Annotated in this window: 14 protein-coding genes; 1 reads left to right on the top strand and 13 read right to left on the bottom strand. The window is 64.9% G+C overall.

Annotation, left to right across the window (positions count from 1 at the left end; all coding sequences use genetic code 11):
* Positions 1-370 precede the first annotated feature (370 nt).
* From ampD to HWE17_RS00505, 4 genes are all read right to left on the bottom strand, one after another.
* Positions 371-982: a 1,6-anhydro-N-acetylmuramyl-L-alanine amidase AmpD gene (gene ampD / locus HWE17_RS00520; protein WP_035822135.1), complete on the bottom strand. Its 612-nt coding sequence runs from the start codon at positions 980-982 to the stop codon at positions 371-373.
* Positions 960-2,045: a sigma 54-interacting transcriptional regulator gene (locus tag HWE17_RS00515; RefSeq protein WP_176387390.1), complete on the bottom strand. Its 1,086-nt coding sequence runs from the start codon at positions 2,043-2,045 to the stop codon at positions 960-962. The genes ampD and HWE17_RS00515 overlap by 23 nt, the downstream gene beginning before the upstream one ends.
* A gap of 120 nt (positions 2,046-2,165) precedes the next feature.
* Positions 2,166-2,426, bottom strand: a complete 261-nt coding sequence (locus HWE17_RS00510) for a PP0621 family protein (protein WP_035822137.1) — start codon at positions 2,424-2,426, stop codon at positions 2,166-2,168.
* The gene (locus tag HWE17_RS00505; RefSeq protein WP_176387389.1) at positions 2,423-3,226 is read right to left on the bottom strand and encodes an inner membrane protein YpjD; all 804 of its coding nucleotides are present in this window, start codon (positions 3,224-3,226) and stop codon (positions 2,423-2,425) included. The genes HWE17_RS00510 and HWE17_RS00505 overlap by 4 nt, the downstream gene beginning before the upstream one ends.
* 326 nt (positions 3,227-3,552) lie before the next feature.
* Between HWE17_RS00505 and HWE17_RS00500 the strand changes: the two genes are divergently transcribed.
* Positions 3,553-4,092 carry a hypothetical protein gene (locus HWE17_RS00500; RefSeq protein WP_035822144.1) on the top strand — a complete coding sequence of 180 codons (540 nt, stop codon included), beginning with the start codon at positions 3,553-3,555 and terminating at the stop codon, positions 4,090-4,092.
* Between the two features lie 68 nt (positions 4,093-4,160).
* Here HWE17_RS00500 and HWE17_RS00495 read toward each other — a convergent pair whose 3' ends face one another.
* The 9 genes from HWE17_RS00495 to HWE17_RS00455 all read right to left on the bottom strand — a co-directional run bounded on the left by HWE17_RS00495 (position 4,161) and on the right by HWE17_RS00455 (position 15,101).
* On the bottom strand, positions 4,161-5,084 hold the full coding sequence (locus HWE17_RS00495; RefSeq protein ID WP_099401804.1) for an ABC transporter substrate-binding protein: 924 nt from the start codon (positions 5,082-5,084) through the stop codon (positions 4,161-4,163).
* 201 nt (positions 5,085-5,285) lie between these two features.
* The gene (locus HWE17_RS00490) at positions 5,286-7,799 is read right to left on the bottom strand and encodes a TonB-dependent receptor (RefSeq protein ID WP_176387388.1); all 2,514 of its coding nucleotides are present in this window, start codon (positions 7,797-7,799) and stop codon (positions 5,286-5,288) included.
* A gap of 80 nt (positions 7,800-7,879) precedes the next feature.
* Positions 7,880-8,848 (bottom strand): FecR domain-containing protein, encoded by a 969-nt coding sequence (locus tag HWE17_RS00485; protein ID WP_176387387.1) that lies wholly within the window; start codon positions 8,846-8,848, stop codon positions 7,880-7,882.
* Positions 8,838-9,368: a sigma-70 family RNA polymerase sigma factor gene (locus HWE17_RS00480; protein ID WP_176387386.1), complete on the bottom strand. Its 531-nt coding sequence runs from the start codon at positions 9,366-9,368 to the stop codon at positions 8,838-8,840. Before HWE17_RS00480 ends, HWE17_RS00485 begins: the two co-directional genes overlap by 11 nt.
* A gap of 134 nt (positions 9,369-9,502) precedes the next feature.
* The gene (locus tag HWE17_RS00475) at positions 9,503-11,497 is read right to left on the bottom strand and encodes a MacB family efflux pump subunit (RefSeq protein ID WP_176387385.1); all 1,995 of its coding nucleotides are present in this window, start codon (positions 11,495-11,497) and stop codon (positions 9,503-9,505) included.
* Positions 11,498-11,502: 5 nt separating this feature from the next.
* Positions 11,503-12,690, bottom strand: coding sequence for an efflux RND transporter periplasmic adaptor subunit (locus HWE17_RS00470; RefSeq protein WP_051959104.1), 1,188 nt, complete (start codon positions 12,688-12,690; stop codon positions 11,503-11,505).
* A gap of 91 nt (positions 12,691-12,781) precedes the next feature.
* Entirely contained in the window at positions 12,782-13,123 is a 342-nt protein-coding gene (locus tag HWE17_RS00465; protein ID WP_035822157.1) for a DUF3325 domain-containing protein, read from the bottom strand.
* Positions 13,120-14,823 carry a PepSY domain-containing protein gene (locus HWE17_RS00460; protein ID WP_176387384.1) on the bottom strand — a complete coding sequence of 568 codons (1,704 nt, stop codon included), beginning with the start codon at positions 14,821-14,823 and terminating at the stop codon, positions 13,120-13,122. Before HWE17_RS00460 ends, HWE17_RS00465 begins: the two co-directional genes overlap by 4 nt.
* Entirely contained in the window at positions 14,820-15,101 is a 282-nt protein-coding gene (locus HWE17_RS00455) for a hypothetical protein (protein ID WP_176387383.1), read from the bottom strand. Before HWE17_RS00455 ends, HWE17_RS00460 begins: the two co-directional genes overlap by 4 nt.
* Between the last annotated feature and the right edge of the window lie 28 nt (positions 15,102-15,129).

Raw genomic sequence — 15,129 nt, 5'->3', positions numbered from 1 at the left:
AGTCAGCCTGCAGTTTTGCTGCCGCGTGTGTTGTTGAATAGAACGCCCGATGGTCAGGGTTTCCTCAGGTATTTGTTGCTAAATAGTAAATTAATAATGCATAAAACAGTGTCAGAATCCATCTCGCCACACCGCACTGCCCGGCTGGCGCGAAACACGATCAAGGGTGGTGAACCGCCAGTTCCAGTGCTTTATCAGCAATCCGGGTAGCTTTGACAATAATTCTGAAAACGTCTGTGATGGCACTACATATAGTCTTTACGTCCAACTTCTGCACTAATTGTAGTGCCCATCGAAGGGCGATGCAATAGTTTTCCGGCATCCGTCGGCGTAATTTTTTGTATTTTCATATACGATTTCGGTTGACTTTTCAGGGTATGGATGGAAAGCCCAATCCCCGCGAAGTAAGCGCTAACGCAGGCTGCCCGCGCAAGGTTTCCAGCCAGCACTCTTGGTAAAAAGACCAGTCGAAAAATGGCCCCGGATCCGTCTTCCTCCCCGGCGCGATATGCTCGTGGCCGCGCACCTGCGACAAGCCGTAGCGCGCCACCAGCGCCGCCGTCAGCGCCGCCAGCACATGGTATTGGCGCCGCTGGAAGGGTACATCGTCCGCGCCTTCCATTTCGATACCGATGGAATAGCCATTGCACTGCGGGCGTCCTTCGAAGGTGGAAGCGCCCGCATGCCAGGCACGTTGATCAGCAGAAACATATTGCAGCAGCGCACCATCGCGCCGCACAAAAAAGTGCGCCGACACCTGCAAGCCACGCAGGTCGGCGAAAGAAGGATCGGCATTATAATCTACCCGGCCCGTAAACAAGTCCGACACATGCGGCCCGCCGAAGTGGCCGCCCGGCAAGCTGATGTTATGGATCACCAGCAAGTCGACTTGCACCCCGTCCGGGCGCGCGTCGTGGTGCGGCGAGTCGTAGCGCAGCGCGCCATCGCACCAGCCGTCTTCATCTATCGTCCATGCGCGCATCAAGTAGGCTTTCCTGTATCGTCAATTTCTGCATGCGGTAACGCAACTGGCGCACGCTCAGGCCCAGCTGGCGCGCCGCCCGTGCGCGGTGGTAGCGCGCCTGCACCAGCGCCAGCATGATCATGTCGCGCTCGGCCTGGCGCAAATACACGTCCAGCGGCAGGACGGGGGCCACGCCATGCGCCGCCATGCCGGGCAGGCACAGTTGCCGTTCCGGCAAGGCCGGCAGTGCCGGCGCCGCCTGCAAGGGCATGCTGCCAGCAACGGACGGCAAGGCCAGTCCGTCAAGCGCGATCACGCCGCCGTCGGCAAAGGCCAGTGCCCGCTCCAGCACGTTTTCCAGTTCGCGCACATTGCCGGGAAACGCATACGCGGCCAAGGCCGCCAGCACCGGCGGCGCCAGGCTCACTGTCCGGCGTGGCGACAGGCGCGCGAGGATCACCTCACATAATACCTGCAGATCGCCGCGCCGCTCGCGCAGCGGCGGCAGCGCCAGCTCGATCACATGCAGACGGTAAAACAGGTCCTGGCGAAACGTGCCGGCGGCCACGCCGCGCGCCAGGCCATGCTGGCTGGCGCACAGAATGCGCACGTCGACGGCTTCGTCGCTGCTGCCGCCCAGCTTGCGCACACGGCGCTCCTGCAGCACGCGCAGCAGTTTTACCTGCATGGCCAGCGGCAGGTCGTCGACTTCGTCAAGCAGCAAGCTGCCGCCATGGGCCGCCTGGAACAAACCCTGGCGCTCGTGCAGCGCACCCGTATAGGCGCCCGGCCGGCAACCGAAGAATTCCGCTTCCATCAGCGCTTCGGGAATGGCGCCGCAATTGACGGCGATAAACGGGAAGCTGGCGCGCGCGCCCTGGGCATGGATGGCGCGCGCCGCCAGTTCCTTGCCCGTGCCCGATTCGCCACGGATGGCCACAGGCGCGCCACAGCGGGCGATGCGGCCGATCTGCGCGCGCAGCGCCTGCATTGGCAGCGAATTGCCGCTCAGTTGCGGCGCCGGCGGCATGCCGGCGACAGGATGCTGGCTGGGACTGGGACGGGGGCTTGGACTTGACATGGGGAGCGCGCCTTTCCGCAATGGCGGCGACGAAGCGCCTCATGCAGATGCTACGCCGGACGGATGCCGGACGACGTTACGATACGGCTGAGCAACGCGCGCGAACCTGCCGGCCTGCCCTTACACCGTGGCGTGCGCGTGGCTGCAGTAATCGTGGCCCTTGGCCTGCACGTTTTCCGAGGCTGGGTAATACACGCCGCAATGGGCGCAGCACAGCATCAGCTCGGCATCCGGCAATTCCTGCGGCCGCGCGGGCGACGCATACGGATTGGGCTGCTGTTGCTGCTGCGCGCGAGCCCGCTGCTGCATGCCACGGATCTTGCTGCGGATAGCAAACAGCACCAGGAACACCAGCGCCAGCCAGAATAAAACACGTGTCATGCGAATCCTCGGTGTAAAACCACTTCCAGTACAAAACGGCTGCCGACATAGGCCAGCAGCAAGGTGGCGAAACCGGCCAGGGTAAAGCTCAGAGCCGTCTTGCCGCGCCAGCCGCGAAAGCGGCGCCCTGCCAGCAGCGAGGCAAACAGCAGCCACGACAGCATGGTAAACACGGATTTGTGATCCCAGTTCAAGGCCTTGCCAAACAGTTGTTCGGAAAATACGATGCCCGACAGCACGGTCAGGCTGAGCAAAACAAAACCCAGGCCGATCATGCGGAACAGCAGCTTTTCCATCGTCAGCAGGGCTGGCAGCTGGTCCAGCGCCGTGCCGATGAAACCGCGGCTTTCGCTGCGCGTATGCAAGCGCGATTCCTGCAGCGCCATCAGCACGGCGTGAAAGGCGGCAATCGTCAGGGTGCTGTAGGCGAGCACGGCCACGGCAATATGCCAGCCGAAGACGGCCGACTTGCCTTCCATGTTGACCTGGCTGCCCGGAAAGGCCCAGGCCAGGCCGATGGCGAGGACGGCGCTGGGCATGACCATGCGGCGCAGTCCATCCAGGCTGAAATTGCGGTTCTCTATCCAGTAGGCGCCCACCGACACCCACAGCGCGGCCGACAGCATGGCGGAAAAACCGAAGCGCAAGGTGCCCGGCGCCATCAGGTCGAACCACAGGGTGGCGGCGTGCGCCAGCCAGGCGACGCCGGTCAGGCCGGCAATGAGCCGGGCACGGGAAGAAGGAAGTACCGCGCACGCCGCGTACAACAGGGCGGCGATGAAAAAGAAATAGATCTGCATAGTTTAAGTTTACACCATAGCCGGCAAGCGCGATTCAGGCGACAGCCCGGGTGACAGGCACGACGCCGCCATCCAATGCCGCAAGCCTGCCATGATATCGCGCCTGAGGCATGACGGGGTGGCGCACCCTCAAGATTTCGGCAATCTTTCCTGCGGCGCACGGTCGCCGCGCCGCAGGCGCGTTGCCATCCCGATGAGCCAGTCCTATAATTATGTCCACATAGCAATATTTATCCACCCTTACGCCACCGCCCCTCGCCATGTCTTTTCGAAAATTGTCCTGGACCTGCCTCCTGCTGGCCGCCTGCACTCTATTAAGCGGCTGCATGAAAGACGCGCCTTCCCAATCCACGTACGAGGAATACTTCCGTACGTCCATCCAGAGCTATGACCTGTACAAGGAATACTTCGACATCGCGAAGCTGGAAAAGCTGAATGGCTGGAAAGAAAACGAACAGTACGAAATCAAGGGCTCGGCCGTGCTGCGCGCCAAGGTGGGCTACCTGGAATTGCTGGCCGACGTGGCCAACAAGCTCGAGGCGGAGGCGAAGACGGATGGCTCCGTGGGCATGACCATGGGCCTGGGCCTGATGGCGCGCAGCATGGGCGGCGAAAACAAGGTTTTCCGCGAATTCTGGGTACAGCAGCAGGAAAAGAAGGCGATCCCCGCGCCCCTGCTGGCACGCCAGGCGGCGATGACGGCCGAGCGTTTCGAGAACCTGCTGCAGTGGTCTGACCAGATCGTGCAAGACAATTACGGCGCCATCATCAACCGCCAGCTCAAGAAAGGCGATGAGCTGACCCGCATCTACACGCTGAGCTTCCGCCAGACCGAGAAGGGCTGGATGGGTTTTAACGCCCGCTAAGGCCACTCCTCCATCAAAAAACCTCCGCGCCATCGCTGGTCCGGAGGTTTTTTTCATGGCGGCCTGATTTACTTCACGTTCAGGCTCTTTTTCGCCTGTTCCAGCAAGTCCGTCTTGACCCAGTCCTTGGCCACGGGCGGCTTCGTCATGCGGCCCACGCCCGTTTTCACCATCACGTCGGTGGTGATCTGGATATGCTCGGGCGAGATGTCATATGAATACGGCGAATTGCTGATCGCGTCGTCGAAGTCATCCTTCGTGATCTGGCCGCGGAACACCACTTCACGCACATACTTTTCCGCCGTCGCCTTGTTGTCGATAAAGGTCTTGGTGGCTTCGACGAAGCAGCGCATGAATTTTTCCGCCACGGGACGGCGTTCCTTGTAAAACTTTTCCGTCATCACCATGGTCCGCACGGGTTCGCCGATCGGCGTGTCGTACGGCTTGATGACTTCGGTGCCGAAGCCCTTGTTGATGGCCTGCGACGATTGCGGCTCCGACTGCATCATGGCGTCGATATTCTTGCCCATCAGCGCCTGGTTCAAGTCGGCGTAGGCGAGGAACACCAGTTGCACGTCCTTGCCCTTGGTTTCGGAATACGTCAGGCCCGCTTGCGACAGCTCGGCCAGCAGCAACACTTCCTGGATGCCGCCGCGCGTCACGCCCACGCGCTTGCCCTTGAGTTCCTTGACGCTGGTAATTTTTTGCCCCGCACCCGCCACCAGGCGCGCGCCGCCCTTGGCAAAACCGGCCACCACGTAGATCGGGGCACCGCCGGCGCGGCCGGAAATGGCCGCTTCGGACGCCGTCGCGCCCACGTCCAGCTCGCCCGCGATAATCGCCTGCATCACGTCGAGGCCCTTGGCGAAGATATGCTCTTCGACCTTGATGCCGCACTTGGGCGCGATTTCCTTGATGTACGATACGGCGCCGTAATGGGCGAATTTCAAATTACCCAGGCGCACGACCTCCTGCGCCTGCACGGCGCCCATGCCGAAGGCCAGCACGAGGGCGGCGGCGATACCGCTCTTCAAGCTCACTTTGTTCAAAGTTGATTTTTTCTGCATCGGGTTCTCCTGTGGTGGTTGGTGTGTGCCCGCAAGGGCACGCGAAACACTGCTTTTATTATCAGGAGATAGTACCGCGTGTTGGAGCCAGGGCAACATTTTTTTGCCCTGGCCAGCCCATCCTGCTTAAAACGTGGCGCGCAGGGTCAGGCTCGCATTGCGTGGCGCGCCATACCAGTTGCCGCCCCCCGTGTAGCCCGTCTTTTCATAGTAGCGCTTGTCGAAGACGTTATTGACGTTCAGGGCCAGCGACCAGCGGGGATCGATGCGGTACTGCGCCAGAGCGCTCCAGACGGCATAGCCGCCCTGCGTAAACTGAAAGTCCTGCTCGCCGCCATCGCGCGTGACCACCGTGCCGCTCGTGTAGTTGGCGCTCTGGATGGCGACATTGCCGCCCACCTTCCAGGCCGACCAGGCGCCAGGCAAGGTGTACGCCGTCGACAGCTTGAACAGATGCTTGGGCGTGATGCTGCTGAAAGGCAAGCCCGTGCTGTCATTCTTGCTGTGGTTAAAGGTATAGCCGGCGGCGGCCTGCAAGCCGGGCAAGAGTTCGCCGCCCACTTCCATATCCACGCCGCGGCTGGTCACCTTGCCCTGCGGCAAATAGCAGCAATTGCCAGCATACAGGTCGGTTTCTTCCGGATAGCCAGGGTCAAGCACGGCCTCGCCACTGCGTTCGACATGGAACAGGCTGAAGGTGGCATTCAGTCGGCCCTCAAGCAATTCGCCCTTGAGGCCGCCTTCATAGCTCTTGCCCGTGATGGGCTTGAGCGAGGTGCCCGGCACTGGCCCCGCCTTGTACAGCGCCTGCGGCTTGAAGATGGCGGAATAGCTGGCATACGCCGACCACTGTGGATTGAGGTCGTAAATGATGCCGCCATACGGCGTCAGCTTGGTCGGCTCGCTGAAGCGGCTGTCCGAATCGGGCGACCAGCTTCCCGTGTCGCCGTCCAGGGATGCCACGTATTGCTTGAACTTGTAGCGGGCCAGGCGCGCGCCCAGCACCACGTGCAACTGGTCGCTGGGATGCAGGCGCACGGTGCCGTAAGCGCCATATTGTTCCTGCTCCCATGGATGGAAACGGTACCAGACAGGGCCATTATCGCCACCCGCCCAGGGCGTGGCATCGGGATCGAAGGGATTGGCCGGCGTGATGCCCGCCCCCGTCTGCCGGGCCGAATCCCAGTAGCTCGTGACCTTCTGCCGGTCGGCCCCCAGCAGCAACTCATGCGTGCGTCCCAGCAGCTTGAAATTGCCCGTCAGGTTCAGGTCCAGCACATTCTGGTGATTCCAGGCATTGTTACGCGTGCCGGCCCACACGACGCCGTCGCTGCCGCCGGGCTGCACGGCGCCAGTGGTAAACGTGCCGCGCCCCTTGGCGCTCTGCTCGACATGGCTGGCATTCAATTTCAGCTTCCAGCCAGTGGCAAAACGGTGTTCAAGCTGGGCAAACAGTTCCGTGACCTCATTGTCGACATAGCCCCAAGGCTGGCTCAGGTTGGTCGAGCGCGGCAAGTGCACATCTGCGCCGTCCGCATAGCGGGGCAAGCCGGAACCACTGCCAGTCGTATCGCGCTTGCCATGCGAACCGCCCACGGTCAATAGCGATCCCGTGGGCAGGTCCGCTTCCAGCACACCATACACGAGTGCCTTTTCCGTGCGGAAGTGGCGCATGAAGGAGCCATCATTTTCATACATGGCCACCACCCGCCCGCGCAGCCGCCCGTCGTCAGTGAGCGGGCCCGTGGCGTCGATGTCGGCGCGATAATTGCTCCAGCTGCCCGCCGACAAGCCGGCCGTCAGCTGCCGGTGCTCGAGCGGTTTCTTGCGCGCCAGGTTGATGATGCCGCCGGGATCGCCGGCACCGGCCAGCAGGCCAGACGCGCCGCGCATCACCTCGACCCGGTCGTACATCGCCATGTCCTGGATTGCCGTCGCGGTGTAGCTGCCGATATTGAAGGGCGCGCCGCCATCGATCTGCATGCTGTTGATCTGGAAGCCCCGTGAGTAGAAATTGTAGGCGTGGCCGTTTACGCGCTGCAAAGTGATGCCCGGCGTCAGCGCCATGGCGCCGCCGATATCCTTAACGTCCTGGTCATCGAGCTGCTGGCGCGTCACCACCGACACCGACTGGGGAATCTCGCGGAACGACTGGTCCGTCTTCGACGCGATGCTGGTGACGCGGCTCGTGTACGAGCCCGTTCCTTCCGTGCTGCCATCGGCGGCGCGGCGCGCGCGCACGCGGATCGCGGCCAGGGTTTGTTCGCCGGCGGCGCCGGCGGCGCTGGCAGCGGTGGCTGCGGTGGCGGGCAGCGCTTTTTGCAAGGTGTAGCTGCCGTCGCTGCGGCCGGTGATTTCCAGGCCGCTGCCGGCCAGCAGGCGCGCAAGCGCTGCGCGCGGGGTATAGCTGCCGCTCAGCGCGGGACTGCTCAGCCCCGCCGTCAGGGCTGGATCGAAGGACAGGGCGATGCCCGCTTCGACGGCCACGGTGGAGAGATTGCGGCCCAGGGGGCCGGCCGGCAGTTCAATGCTGCGCGCGGCGGGCGCGTCGAGCGACACCGCATGGGCCGGTGCAGCCATGGCCAGCATGGCAAGGTGGACGGAGAGAAAAACGATGGAACGGAGGGGGGCGGCGGGCATGACGTTTCCTTTACATGGCAATGGGATCTTCCTCCCCTTGCCAGCCCGGCGCGAAAAAAGTGTCAGGTTTCTTCAACTATTTATTCTGGCGCATCCAGGGTGACCCAGTAGCCGCCAAGACGCGTGCGCGCCGCCACCGGATAGGTCGACACCAGCATCACCAGCGCCGCATCCGTGTCCGTGATGGGAAAGGCGCCCGAGACGCGCACATTGGCCACGCGGGGATCGCAGCGCACGATGCCCGGCCGGTAACGCCCCAGTTCCAGCGCAAAATCGTGCAAACGCATGGCGTCGGCCAGCAGCATGCCGCGCCGCCACGCCAGCGCGCCGGCGTCCAGCGCAGCTGGTTCGCCGATGGCCGCCGCCGTGAAAGCTACCTGCCGCCCCGCAGGAATAATGTGCTGCGCACCGCTGCGCGCCAGCACGCGCACGCGGCTTTCCCGCACGGCCAGCGCCGTCTGGCCGTCTTCCTGGCGCACGGAAAACACCGTACCCAGCGCTTCGAGGCGGCCTTCGGCGGTGGCGACGAAGAAGGGGCGGCGCTGCGCATCGCGGGCGGTGTGCACGGCGATTTCACCGCGCCGCAGGGTCAGCAGGCGCTGCGCGCCATCGAATTGCACGTCCAGGGTGGTGGCCGTGTTGAGGCTGATGCGGCTGCCATCGGCCAGCACGATGTCGCGCCGCTCGCCCGTCGCCGTCTGGTAGTCATGGCGCCAGCCCTGCTGCTCCATCAGCAGCCAGGCGCCGGGCACCACGGCCAGCAAGGCCGCCAGTTTCAGCAGCGCGGCGCGGCGCGCCAAGGTTCGCGATGCGCGGGACCGGTCCAGCGCCGGCATGGCCAGCTCCGGCGGCAGGCCACCCAGCTTGCCCAGCAGCGCCTCGGCACGCTGCCAGGCGCGCGCATGTTCCGGGTCGCTCGCGCGCCAGCGTTCGCATTCGCGCCGCTGCTGCGCGCTGGCCGCGCCCGAGTGCAGTTGCATCAGCCAGTCAGCCGCCTGTTCGAGCACGCGCGGATCGATGGGAACGCGGGCGCCCAAGCTAGTCGCCATCGAGCCGCAGGCACGCCAGGAACGCCTGCTTCATATAGCGCTTCACGCTGGCCAGCGACACGTCCAGCCGCGCGGCGATGGCGTCATACGTCAACCCTTCCAGCTGCGACAGCAGAAAGGCGCGCCGCACGGCGGCCGGCAGGGAATCGAGCATGGCGTCGACCTGGTGCAGGGTTTCCAGGATCAGCAATTGGTCTTCGCATGAAGGCGCTTGCGCTTCGGGCAGCAGGGCGATGGCGTCAAGATAGGCGCGTTCGAGCGCCTGGCGCTGGTACCAGTTGATCAGGATACCGCGCGCCACCGTCGTCAGGTAGGCGCGCGGCTGGCTGATGGCGCCGAGGTCGCGCCGCGCCAGGATGCGGATGAAGGTGTCGTGCGCCAGGTCGGCCGCGTCGGCGGCATTGCCCAGCTTGTAGCGCAACCAGCCATGCAGCCAGCCGTGGTGCTGCTGGTACAGCGCCTGGGCGGCATGCGTGGGAGAAGAGTGGTCTTGCTGTAGGGCGAAGTCGGCGGCCGACATGGGCATCCTTTCCTGTCAGGCGCCTGGCACCAATGCAAATAAGAATTATTCTCATTTTAGCCGAAACAACAACGCCGGCGCAATGCCTGGCCGCGATGGCAGGCACTGCGCCGGCGTTTTTACAACAGCCGGCCTTACTGGCCAGCCAGCGCCACGACCGGGTCGAGTCCCGACGCCTTGCGCGCCGGCATGAAGCCAAACACCAGGCCCGTCACCACGGCGCAGGCAAATGCGCCGGCGATCGCGCTCAGGGAAAAAATCACCGGCACGTCCCATACCAGCAGCAAGCCGGCCACCGTCACGCCGACCACGATGCCAGCCACGCCGCCCACCACCGACACCAGCACGGCTTCGGTGAGGAACTGGCGCAGGATATCGCGCCGACGCGCGCCCGTCGCCATGCGGATGCCGATTTCGCGCGTGCGCTCGCGCACCGTCATCAGCATCACGTTCATGACGCCGATGCCGCCCACCACCAGCGAGACGGCGGCTATCAGGCTGAGCATCATGGTCATGTTGTCCTGCGTCTTGGCTTCGGCGGCGATCGAGGCGGCCGCGTTGCTGATGCCGTAGTCGCGGATGCGGTGGCGCTCGAACATGGTGGCGTCGACCGCCGCCTCCACCTCCGTCACGCGCTTGACGTCAGCCACCGCCATGACGGTGTACGTGGGCTCGCGCTGGCCGAAGACGCGGATGCCGGCCGTGGAAAACGGCAGCAGCAGCACGTCGTCTTCATCCTTCTCGCCCGTCAGCGCACCCTTCGCGCTCATCACCCCGATCACCTGGAAAGGCACATTGCCGATCAGGATATTCTGCCCCACGGGATTGGCCACGTCGGGCATCAGTTTTTCCGCCAGGTGCGCGCCCAGCACGGCCACGGTGGCCATCTCGCGCTCGTCTTCCTCGGTAAAGAAGCCGCCCTTGGCCACGGGCCAGGTCTGGATCTGCGGCAGGGCCGGCCCCGTGCCGCGCACATAGGTCTGCACGTCGAGGTTACCGTGGCGTATCACCTTGTTGCCCGTGACATTCGGCAGCACGTGGGTGATGCCCGGCACGTCCTTGAGCGCATCGAGGTCGGCCAGGGTGATGCTGCGTCCCGGAATGCGCGAGCTTTCGCCGCGCGACGCCATGTACAGCAAGTTTGAACCGAAGGCGCCCAATTGGGCCATCACCTGCTGGCGTGTGCCCAGGCCGATGGCCAGCATGACGATGACCGAGGCGACGCCGATGACGATGCCGAGCAAGGTCAAGCCTGTGCGGAAGCGGTTGATCCACAGCACACGCCATGCCGCGCGCGCCGCGTCGAGCAATTCCGTGCCCAGCGAGGCCCCCGTGTCATGCGCGACGCGCGACATGTCCAGCGGCGGCAAGGCCGTCGACGTGGCGGGAATGGCGATGGCGCCCGAGTCTTCGACGATTTCGCCATCACTGATCTCGATCACGCGGCGCGCCTGGGCCGCCACCTTGCGGTCATGCGTGATGAGGATGATGGTGTGGCCCGCGTCGGCCAGTTCGCCCAGCAGGGCCATGACTTCGGCGCCGCTGCTGCTATCTAACGCCCCCGTCGGTTCATCGGCGAGGATGATGCGCCCGCCATTCATCAGCGCGCGCGCGATCGACACGCGCTGCTGCTGCCCGCCCGACAACTGGTTCGGCCGGTGATCGAGCCGTTCTCCCAGTCCCAGGCGCTTGAGCAGCGCTGCGGAACGCGCATGGCGGGCGGCGGCCGGCATGCCCGCGTACAGGGCCGGCACTTCCACGTTTTCGCGCGCCGATTCCGTGGCGATCAGGTGATAACCCTGGAAGACGAAGCCGAACGCTTCGCGCCGCAGCCACGCCAGTTCATCGGGGTTCAGGCTGGCCACGTCCTGGCCGGCGAAGCGGTACGTGCCGTCGCTGGGACGGTCCAGGCATCCCAGCAAATGCATCAGGGTCGACTTGCCGGAACCGGACGCGCCGACGATGGCGACGAATTCGCCGGCGCCAATCGACAAGGTCAGGCCGCGCAGTACTTCCACGGCCGGCGCGCCGTCATGGCCGCCGTAGCGCTTGCGGATGCCGGCAAGTTCAATCAAAGGAACCGGCTGGCCAGCTTCTACGGCTTGCCCCAGCGACGCGGCCTCGCTCATCGCGCTCACAGCTGGAACCTGCTGCTGCCGCTGCCGGCCGGCTGTTCGCCCGTGACCAGCAATTCACCTTCGCGCAAGCCTTGCAGCACTTCCGCGCTGAGGCGGTTGCGCACGCCGACGGTGACGGCGCGCGTATCGACCTTGCCGTCCACATCCATCACGCGGGCCGTGAACTGCCCCGGCTTGGCGCCTTCTTCCGTCGATGGTTTCAGGGCCGGCAAGGGCACGGCCAGCACATTGTTCGCCGCCGCCGTGACGAATACCACTTGCGCCGTCATCTGCGGCATCAGTTCGCCATCGGCGTTATCGACGTCGAACAGTACTGTATACAAGATCACCTTGCTGGTCGACGGCGCCAGGGCCGTGCCGGCGGCGGAACCGCCTGGCACCGGCGGGGCCGGCAGCACTTGGCGCACCTTGCCGCTCCAGCGCCGCTGGTCGCCGCCCAGGGTGGTGAAATACACGGGCATGTCCGGGCGCACGCGGCGCACGTCCGCTTCCGACACTTCCGTCCACACCGTCATGGCCGACAGGTCGGCGATGCGCAGGATGTTCGGCGTCTGGTACGTGGCGTTCAGGGTTTGCCCCTCTTTTGCATCCAGGCCCACCACCTTGCCGGCCATGGGCGCGTAGATGCGCGTGTAACCGAGGCGCGCCTCGTCCGCCTTCAGGCTGGCCTGGGTCTGGGCTATCTGCGCCTTCAGGTGGTCGATCTTGGCGCCGGCCGAGGCCAGCGTGGCTTCGGCCGTTTCCAGGTCGGCCAAGGGCGTGGAGTCGAACTTGGCCATCTGCTTCTGGCGGCCATGCTGCTGGCCCGCCAGGCGGTGCTGCGCCTGCTGGTCGGCCAGCTGCGCGCGCAAGCCCGCCAGCGCGGCGCGGCCCGCGTCGACCGTGGCTTGCTGCACGCTGGGGTCGATCTCGGCCAGCAGCTGGCCTTTTTCCACGGCGCTGCCCGGCTGCACGTGCAAACGCGTGATCTGGCCCGACACTTGCGCGCCCACGTCGACATAGGTTTGCGGCTGCAGGGTGCCGATGGCCGTGACGCTGGCCTCAATGTTGCCCCGCTTGACGGGCGCCGTGTCGAACACGGTTTTCGGGCCGCGCGTGGCCCACAGTGCGCCGGCGCCGAACAGCGCCAGCAAGACCACGCCGCCCAGGATGCGGGCGCGGCGGGTAGGCAGGCGGGCCGCCATCAGGCAGCCGCTTTCAATACATTCAACACATCAATCGGTGTCGCCAGGCGTGAAAAGTGCATCAGTCTATCCTTGAAAATGGCGGTGAACATCACCGCAGGAACGTCACAAGACCTGCCAGCGCGGCGACGGCTGCCAGCAGGGAACTACGAAACAGCAAGCGGGGGGCATACGGCAACAGCAGGGCCACCAGCAGCGCGCCCGCCCCGATGAATCCCAGCCAGGCGACGACGCCGACGGTGGCGCTCCAGCCGGCCACGCAGGGCCAGATGGCCAGCGCCAGCAGGACGGTGCCGGCCAGTTGCAGCGCGCGCCGCACGTTTGGCGCCGCGTCCCGGCCCCAGACCTGGCCATGGTGGCGGTCCATCGCCAGCGACAGGCTGGCCATGCCCGCATACGACAGGCCCAGCGCGCACAGGATGGTATTGATCATGACTGTCCTTCCGTAGTGACGTGCAGGCTGGCCGTGGGCGCGGCGTTTTCCCTGGCCGCGGCCTTTTTAAGCGGTTTTTCCTTGCGCTTGTGGACTTTCCATGCGCCCCAGGCGGCCAGCAGGCCGAAGGCCATGCTGCCCAGCTCCACGCCGGCGCTTTCCCAGTCGCCGCGCGCGATTTGCGCCGCCAGGTTATCGCCCGTGCTCAGTACATTGAGCACCGGCAGCAGCAGGCACAGGGCGGCCAGCAAGCCCAGTTGCTCGATCCACGCGCGCTTTTCCGCACGCAGGCAGGCGTGCACCAGCATCACAAACCACACGCCGAAGAAGGCCCGCAATTCCCAGCCGGCGCGGTGCTCGATGCCGACGGGGATCAAACGGTTCGCCCACAGGAAACCCACGCAGGCGATGGACAGGCCGGCGATCGCCGCCACGTTCAGGCAGGCGATGACGCGGTACACGCGCTGTGTGTAGGCGCCGAACTCGCCGCCGGACTTCTGGCGACGCTTGACCATGAACAGGATGGCGCCCGTGCCCATCATGGCCGTGCCGGCCAGGCCGCAGAAGAAGTACAGCCAGCGCATCGGCGTGCCGCCAAAGCCCACCATGTGCAGGTTCGACATGACGGCGCGCGTCAGGCCCGCGCCGCCCGTATCCGACTCGCCCGGCAGGCGCAAGGCGACCTGCTCGCCCGTGGCCAGCGCATAGCAGGCCCGGCCCGTGTTGGCGCTGAGGCGTTCCATCGTGTCCGTATCTTCATTCCAGCCGTACATGCACACGCGCATGGACGCATCGTTCGGGTTGTCCAGCACCACGGCGCGGATTTCCTGGCCGATGGCCTGTTCGGCGCGCAGCGCGAACGATTCCAGCGCGGGAATGGCCAGCGGCTGGCCCGTTTTCACGGGTTTACCCACATCGTTCCAGTCGGCCAAAAAGGCTTTCTTGGCATTGTCCATGCCGTATTGCGCCACCACGGGGGCCGGCACATAGTCATCGCTGAAGAAGGCCAGGCCCGTGTAGGCGATCATGAACTGGAACGGCAAGGTCAGCACGGCCACCGCGTTGTGCGCGTCGAGCCACGAGCGCTGGCCCTTGGCCGGGCGAAAGGTGAAGAAATCCTTGAAGATGCGCTTGTGCGTGATGACGCCGCTCACCAGCGCCACCAGCATGATCATGGTGGTGATGGCGACGATCCATACGCCGATGCGCCCCGCGTGCAGCTCGTAGTGGAAATCGACGAAATGGTGGCCGCCGATGGTCGCGCGCGCATTTTCCTCGCGCGCATGTTCGATGACGGCGCCCGTCAGCGGATCGAGGTCCGCCGAGCCGTAGCCGCCGGCGGGCTGGAACCAGTAGGTGGACAAGCCGTGGCCGGGACGCTGCACGGGCCAGATTTCCCACATGTCCGCCTTCGGATGTTCCTTGGCCATGAAGTCGAGCGCCAGTTCCAGGCGGTGCCCACGGTCCGTGACCTTCGGCAGCGGCGGATCGTTCGCATGCGCCGCCTCTTCGAGCGCGTGTTCGGGCGTCATCCAGTGGCCGATCGGGTCGTCGAAGACGGCCAGGGTGCCGGTCAGGAAAATGGCGAACAGCAGCCAGGAAATCCACAGGCCGCTCCACGTATGCAGCCAGGCCATGGCCTGGCGCAAGCCGCCCTGCTGCGGCGTTTTCACCACTTTATCTACCTTGACGGCGTTCATGCGGCACCTCGCGACAGCAGCAGGCCAAGGCCGCCGCAGACGATGGCCGGCAGCAGCATGCCCAGCCAGGCGCGGCGCAGATCCTGCACGGCAAAGACCCAGATCACGGCGCAGGTGTAGACGACGAAGGCGCTCAGGGTGGCCGTCAGCACGGCTTCGGCGCGCGACAGCGGCAGCACGGCGGCCAGCAGCACGGCCACGCCGGACGTCAGTGCATAGCCGCCAAAGATGGCGGCCAGCACGCGCGAGAACAACATCATGTGGGCCGATTTCATCATCGCGGCGCTCCCTGCGGCATACGCTGGC

It is taken from the genome of Janthinobacterium sp. BJB401 (assembly GCF_013372745.1).
Taxonomy (GTDB): Bacteria; Pseudomonadota; Gammaproteobacteria; order Burkholderiales; family Burkholderiaceae_D; genus Janthinobacterium; species Janthinobacterium rivuli.
This window is presented reverse-complemented; position numbering and strand designations above follow the sequence as displayed.

What these genes read in the sequence shown, in the direction of transcription:
- ampD (WP_035822135.1), bottom strand. Translation starts at nt 982, where the DNA reads ATGCGCGCATGGACGATAGATGAAGACGGCTGGTGCGATGGCGCGCTG.
- HWE17_RS00515 (WP_176387390.1), bottom strand. Translation starts at nt 2,045, where the DNA reads ATGTCAAGTCCAAGCCCCCGTCCCAGTCCCAGCCAGCATCCTGTCGCC.
- HWE17_RS00510 (WP_035822137.1), bottom strand. Translation starts at nt 2,426, where the DNA reads ATGACACGTGTTTTATTCTGGCTGGCGCTGGTGTTCCTGGTGCTGTTT.
- HWE17_RS00505 (WP_176387389.1), bottom strand. Translation starts at nt 3,226, where the DNA reads ATGCAGATCTATTTCTTTTTCATCGCCGCCCTGTTGTACGCGGCGTGC.
- HWE17_RS00500 (WP_035822144.1), top strand. Translation starts at nt 3,553, where the DNA reads ATGAAAGACGCGCCTTCCCAATCCACGTACGAGGAATACTTCCGTACG.
- HWE17_RS00495 (WP_099401804.1), bottom strand. Translation starts at nt 5,084, where the DNA reads ATGGGCGCCGTGCAGGCGCAGGAGGTCGTGCGCCTGGGTAATTTGAAA.
- HWE17_RS00490 (WP_176387388.1), bottom strand. Translation starts at nt 7,799, where the DNA reads ATGCCCGCCGCCCCCCTCCGTTCCATCGTTTTTCTCTCCGTCCACCTT.
- HWE17_RS00485 (WP_176387387.1), bottom strand. Translation starts at nt 8,848, where the DNA reads ATGGCGACTAGCTTGGGCGCCCGCGTTCCCATCGATCCGCGCGTGCTC.
- HWE17_RS00480 (WP_176387386.1), bottom strand. Translation starts at nt 9,368, where the DNA reads ATGTCGGCCGCCGACTTCGCCCTACAGCAAGACCACTCTTCTCCCACG.
- HWE17_RS00475 (WP_176387385.1), bottom strand. Translation starts at nt 11,497, where the DNA reads ATGAGCGAGGCCGCGTCGCTGGGGCAAGCCGTAGAAGCTGGCCAGCCG.
- HWE17_RS00470 (WP_051959104.1), bottom strand. Translation starts at nt 12,690, where the DNA reads ATGGCGGCCCGCCTGCCTACCCGCCGCGCCCGCATCCTGGGCGGCGTG.
- HWE17_RS00465 (WP_035822157.1), bottom strand. Translation starts at nt 13,123, where the DNA reads ATGATCAATACCATCCTGTGCGCGCTGGGCCTGTCGTATGCGGGCATG.
- HWE17_RS00460 (WP_176387384.1), bottom strand. Translation starts at nt 14,823, where the DNA reads ATGAACGCCGTCAAGGTAGATAAAGTGGTGAAAACGCCGCAGCAGGGC.
- HWE17_RS00455 (WP_176387383.1), bottom strand. Translation starts at nt 15,101, where the DNA reads ATGATGAAATCGGCCCACATGATGTTGTTCTCGCGCGTGCTGGCCGCC.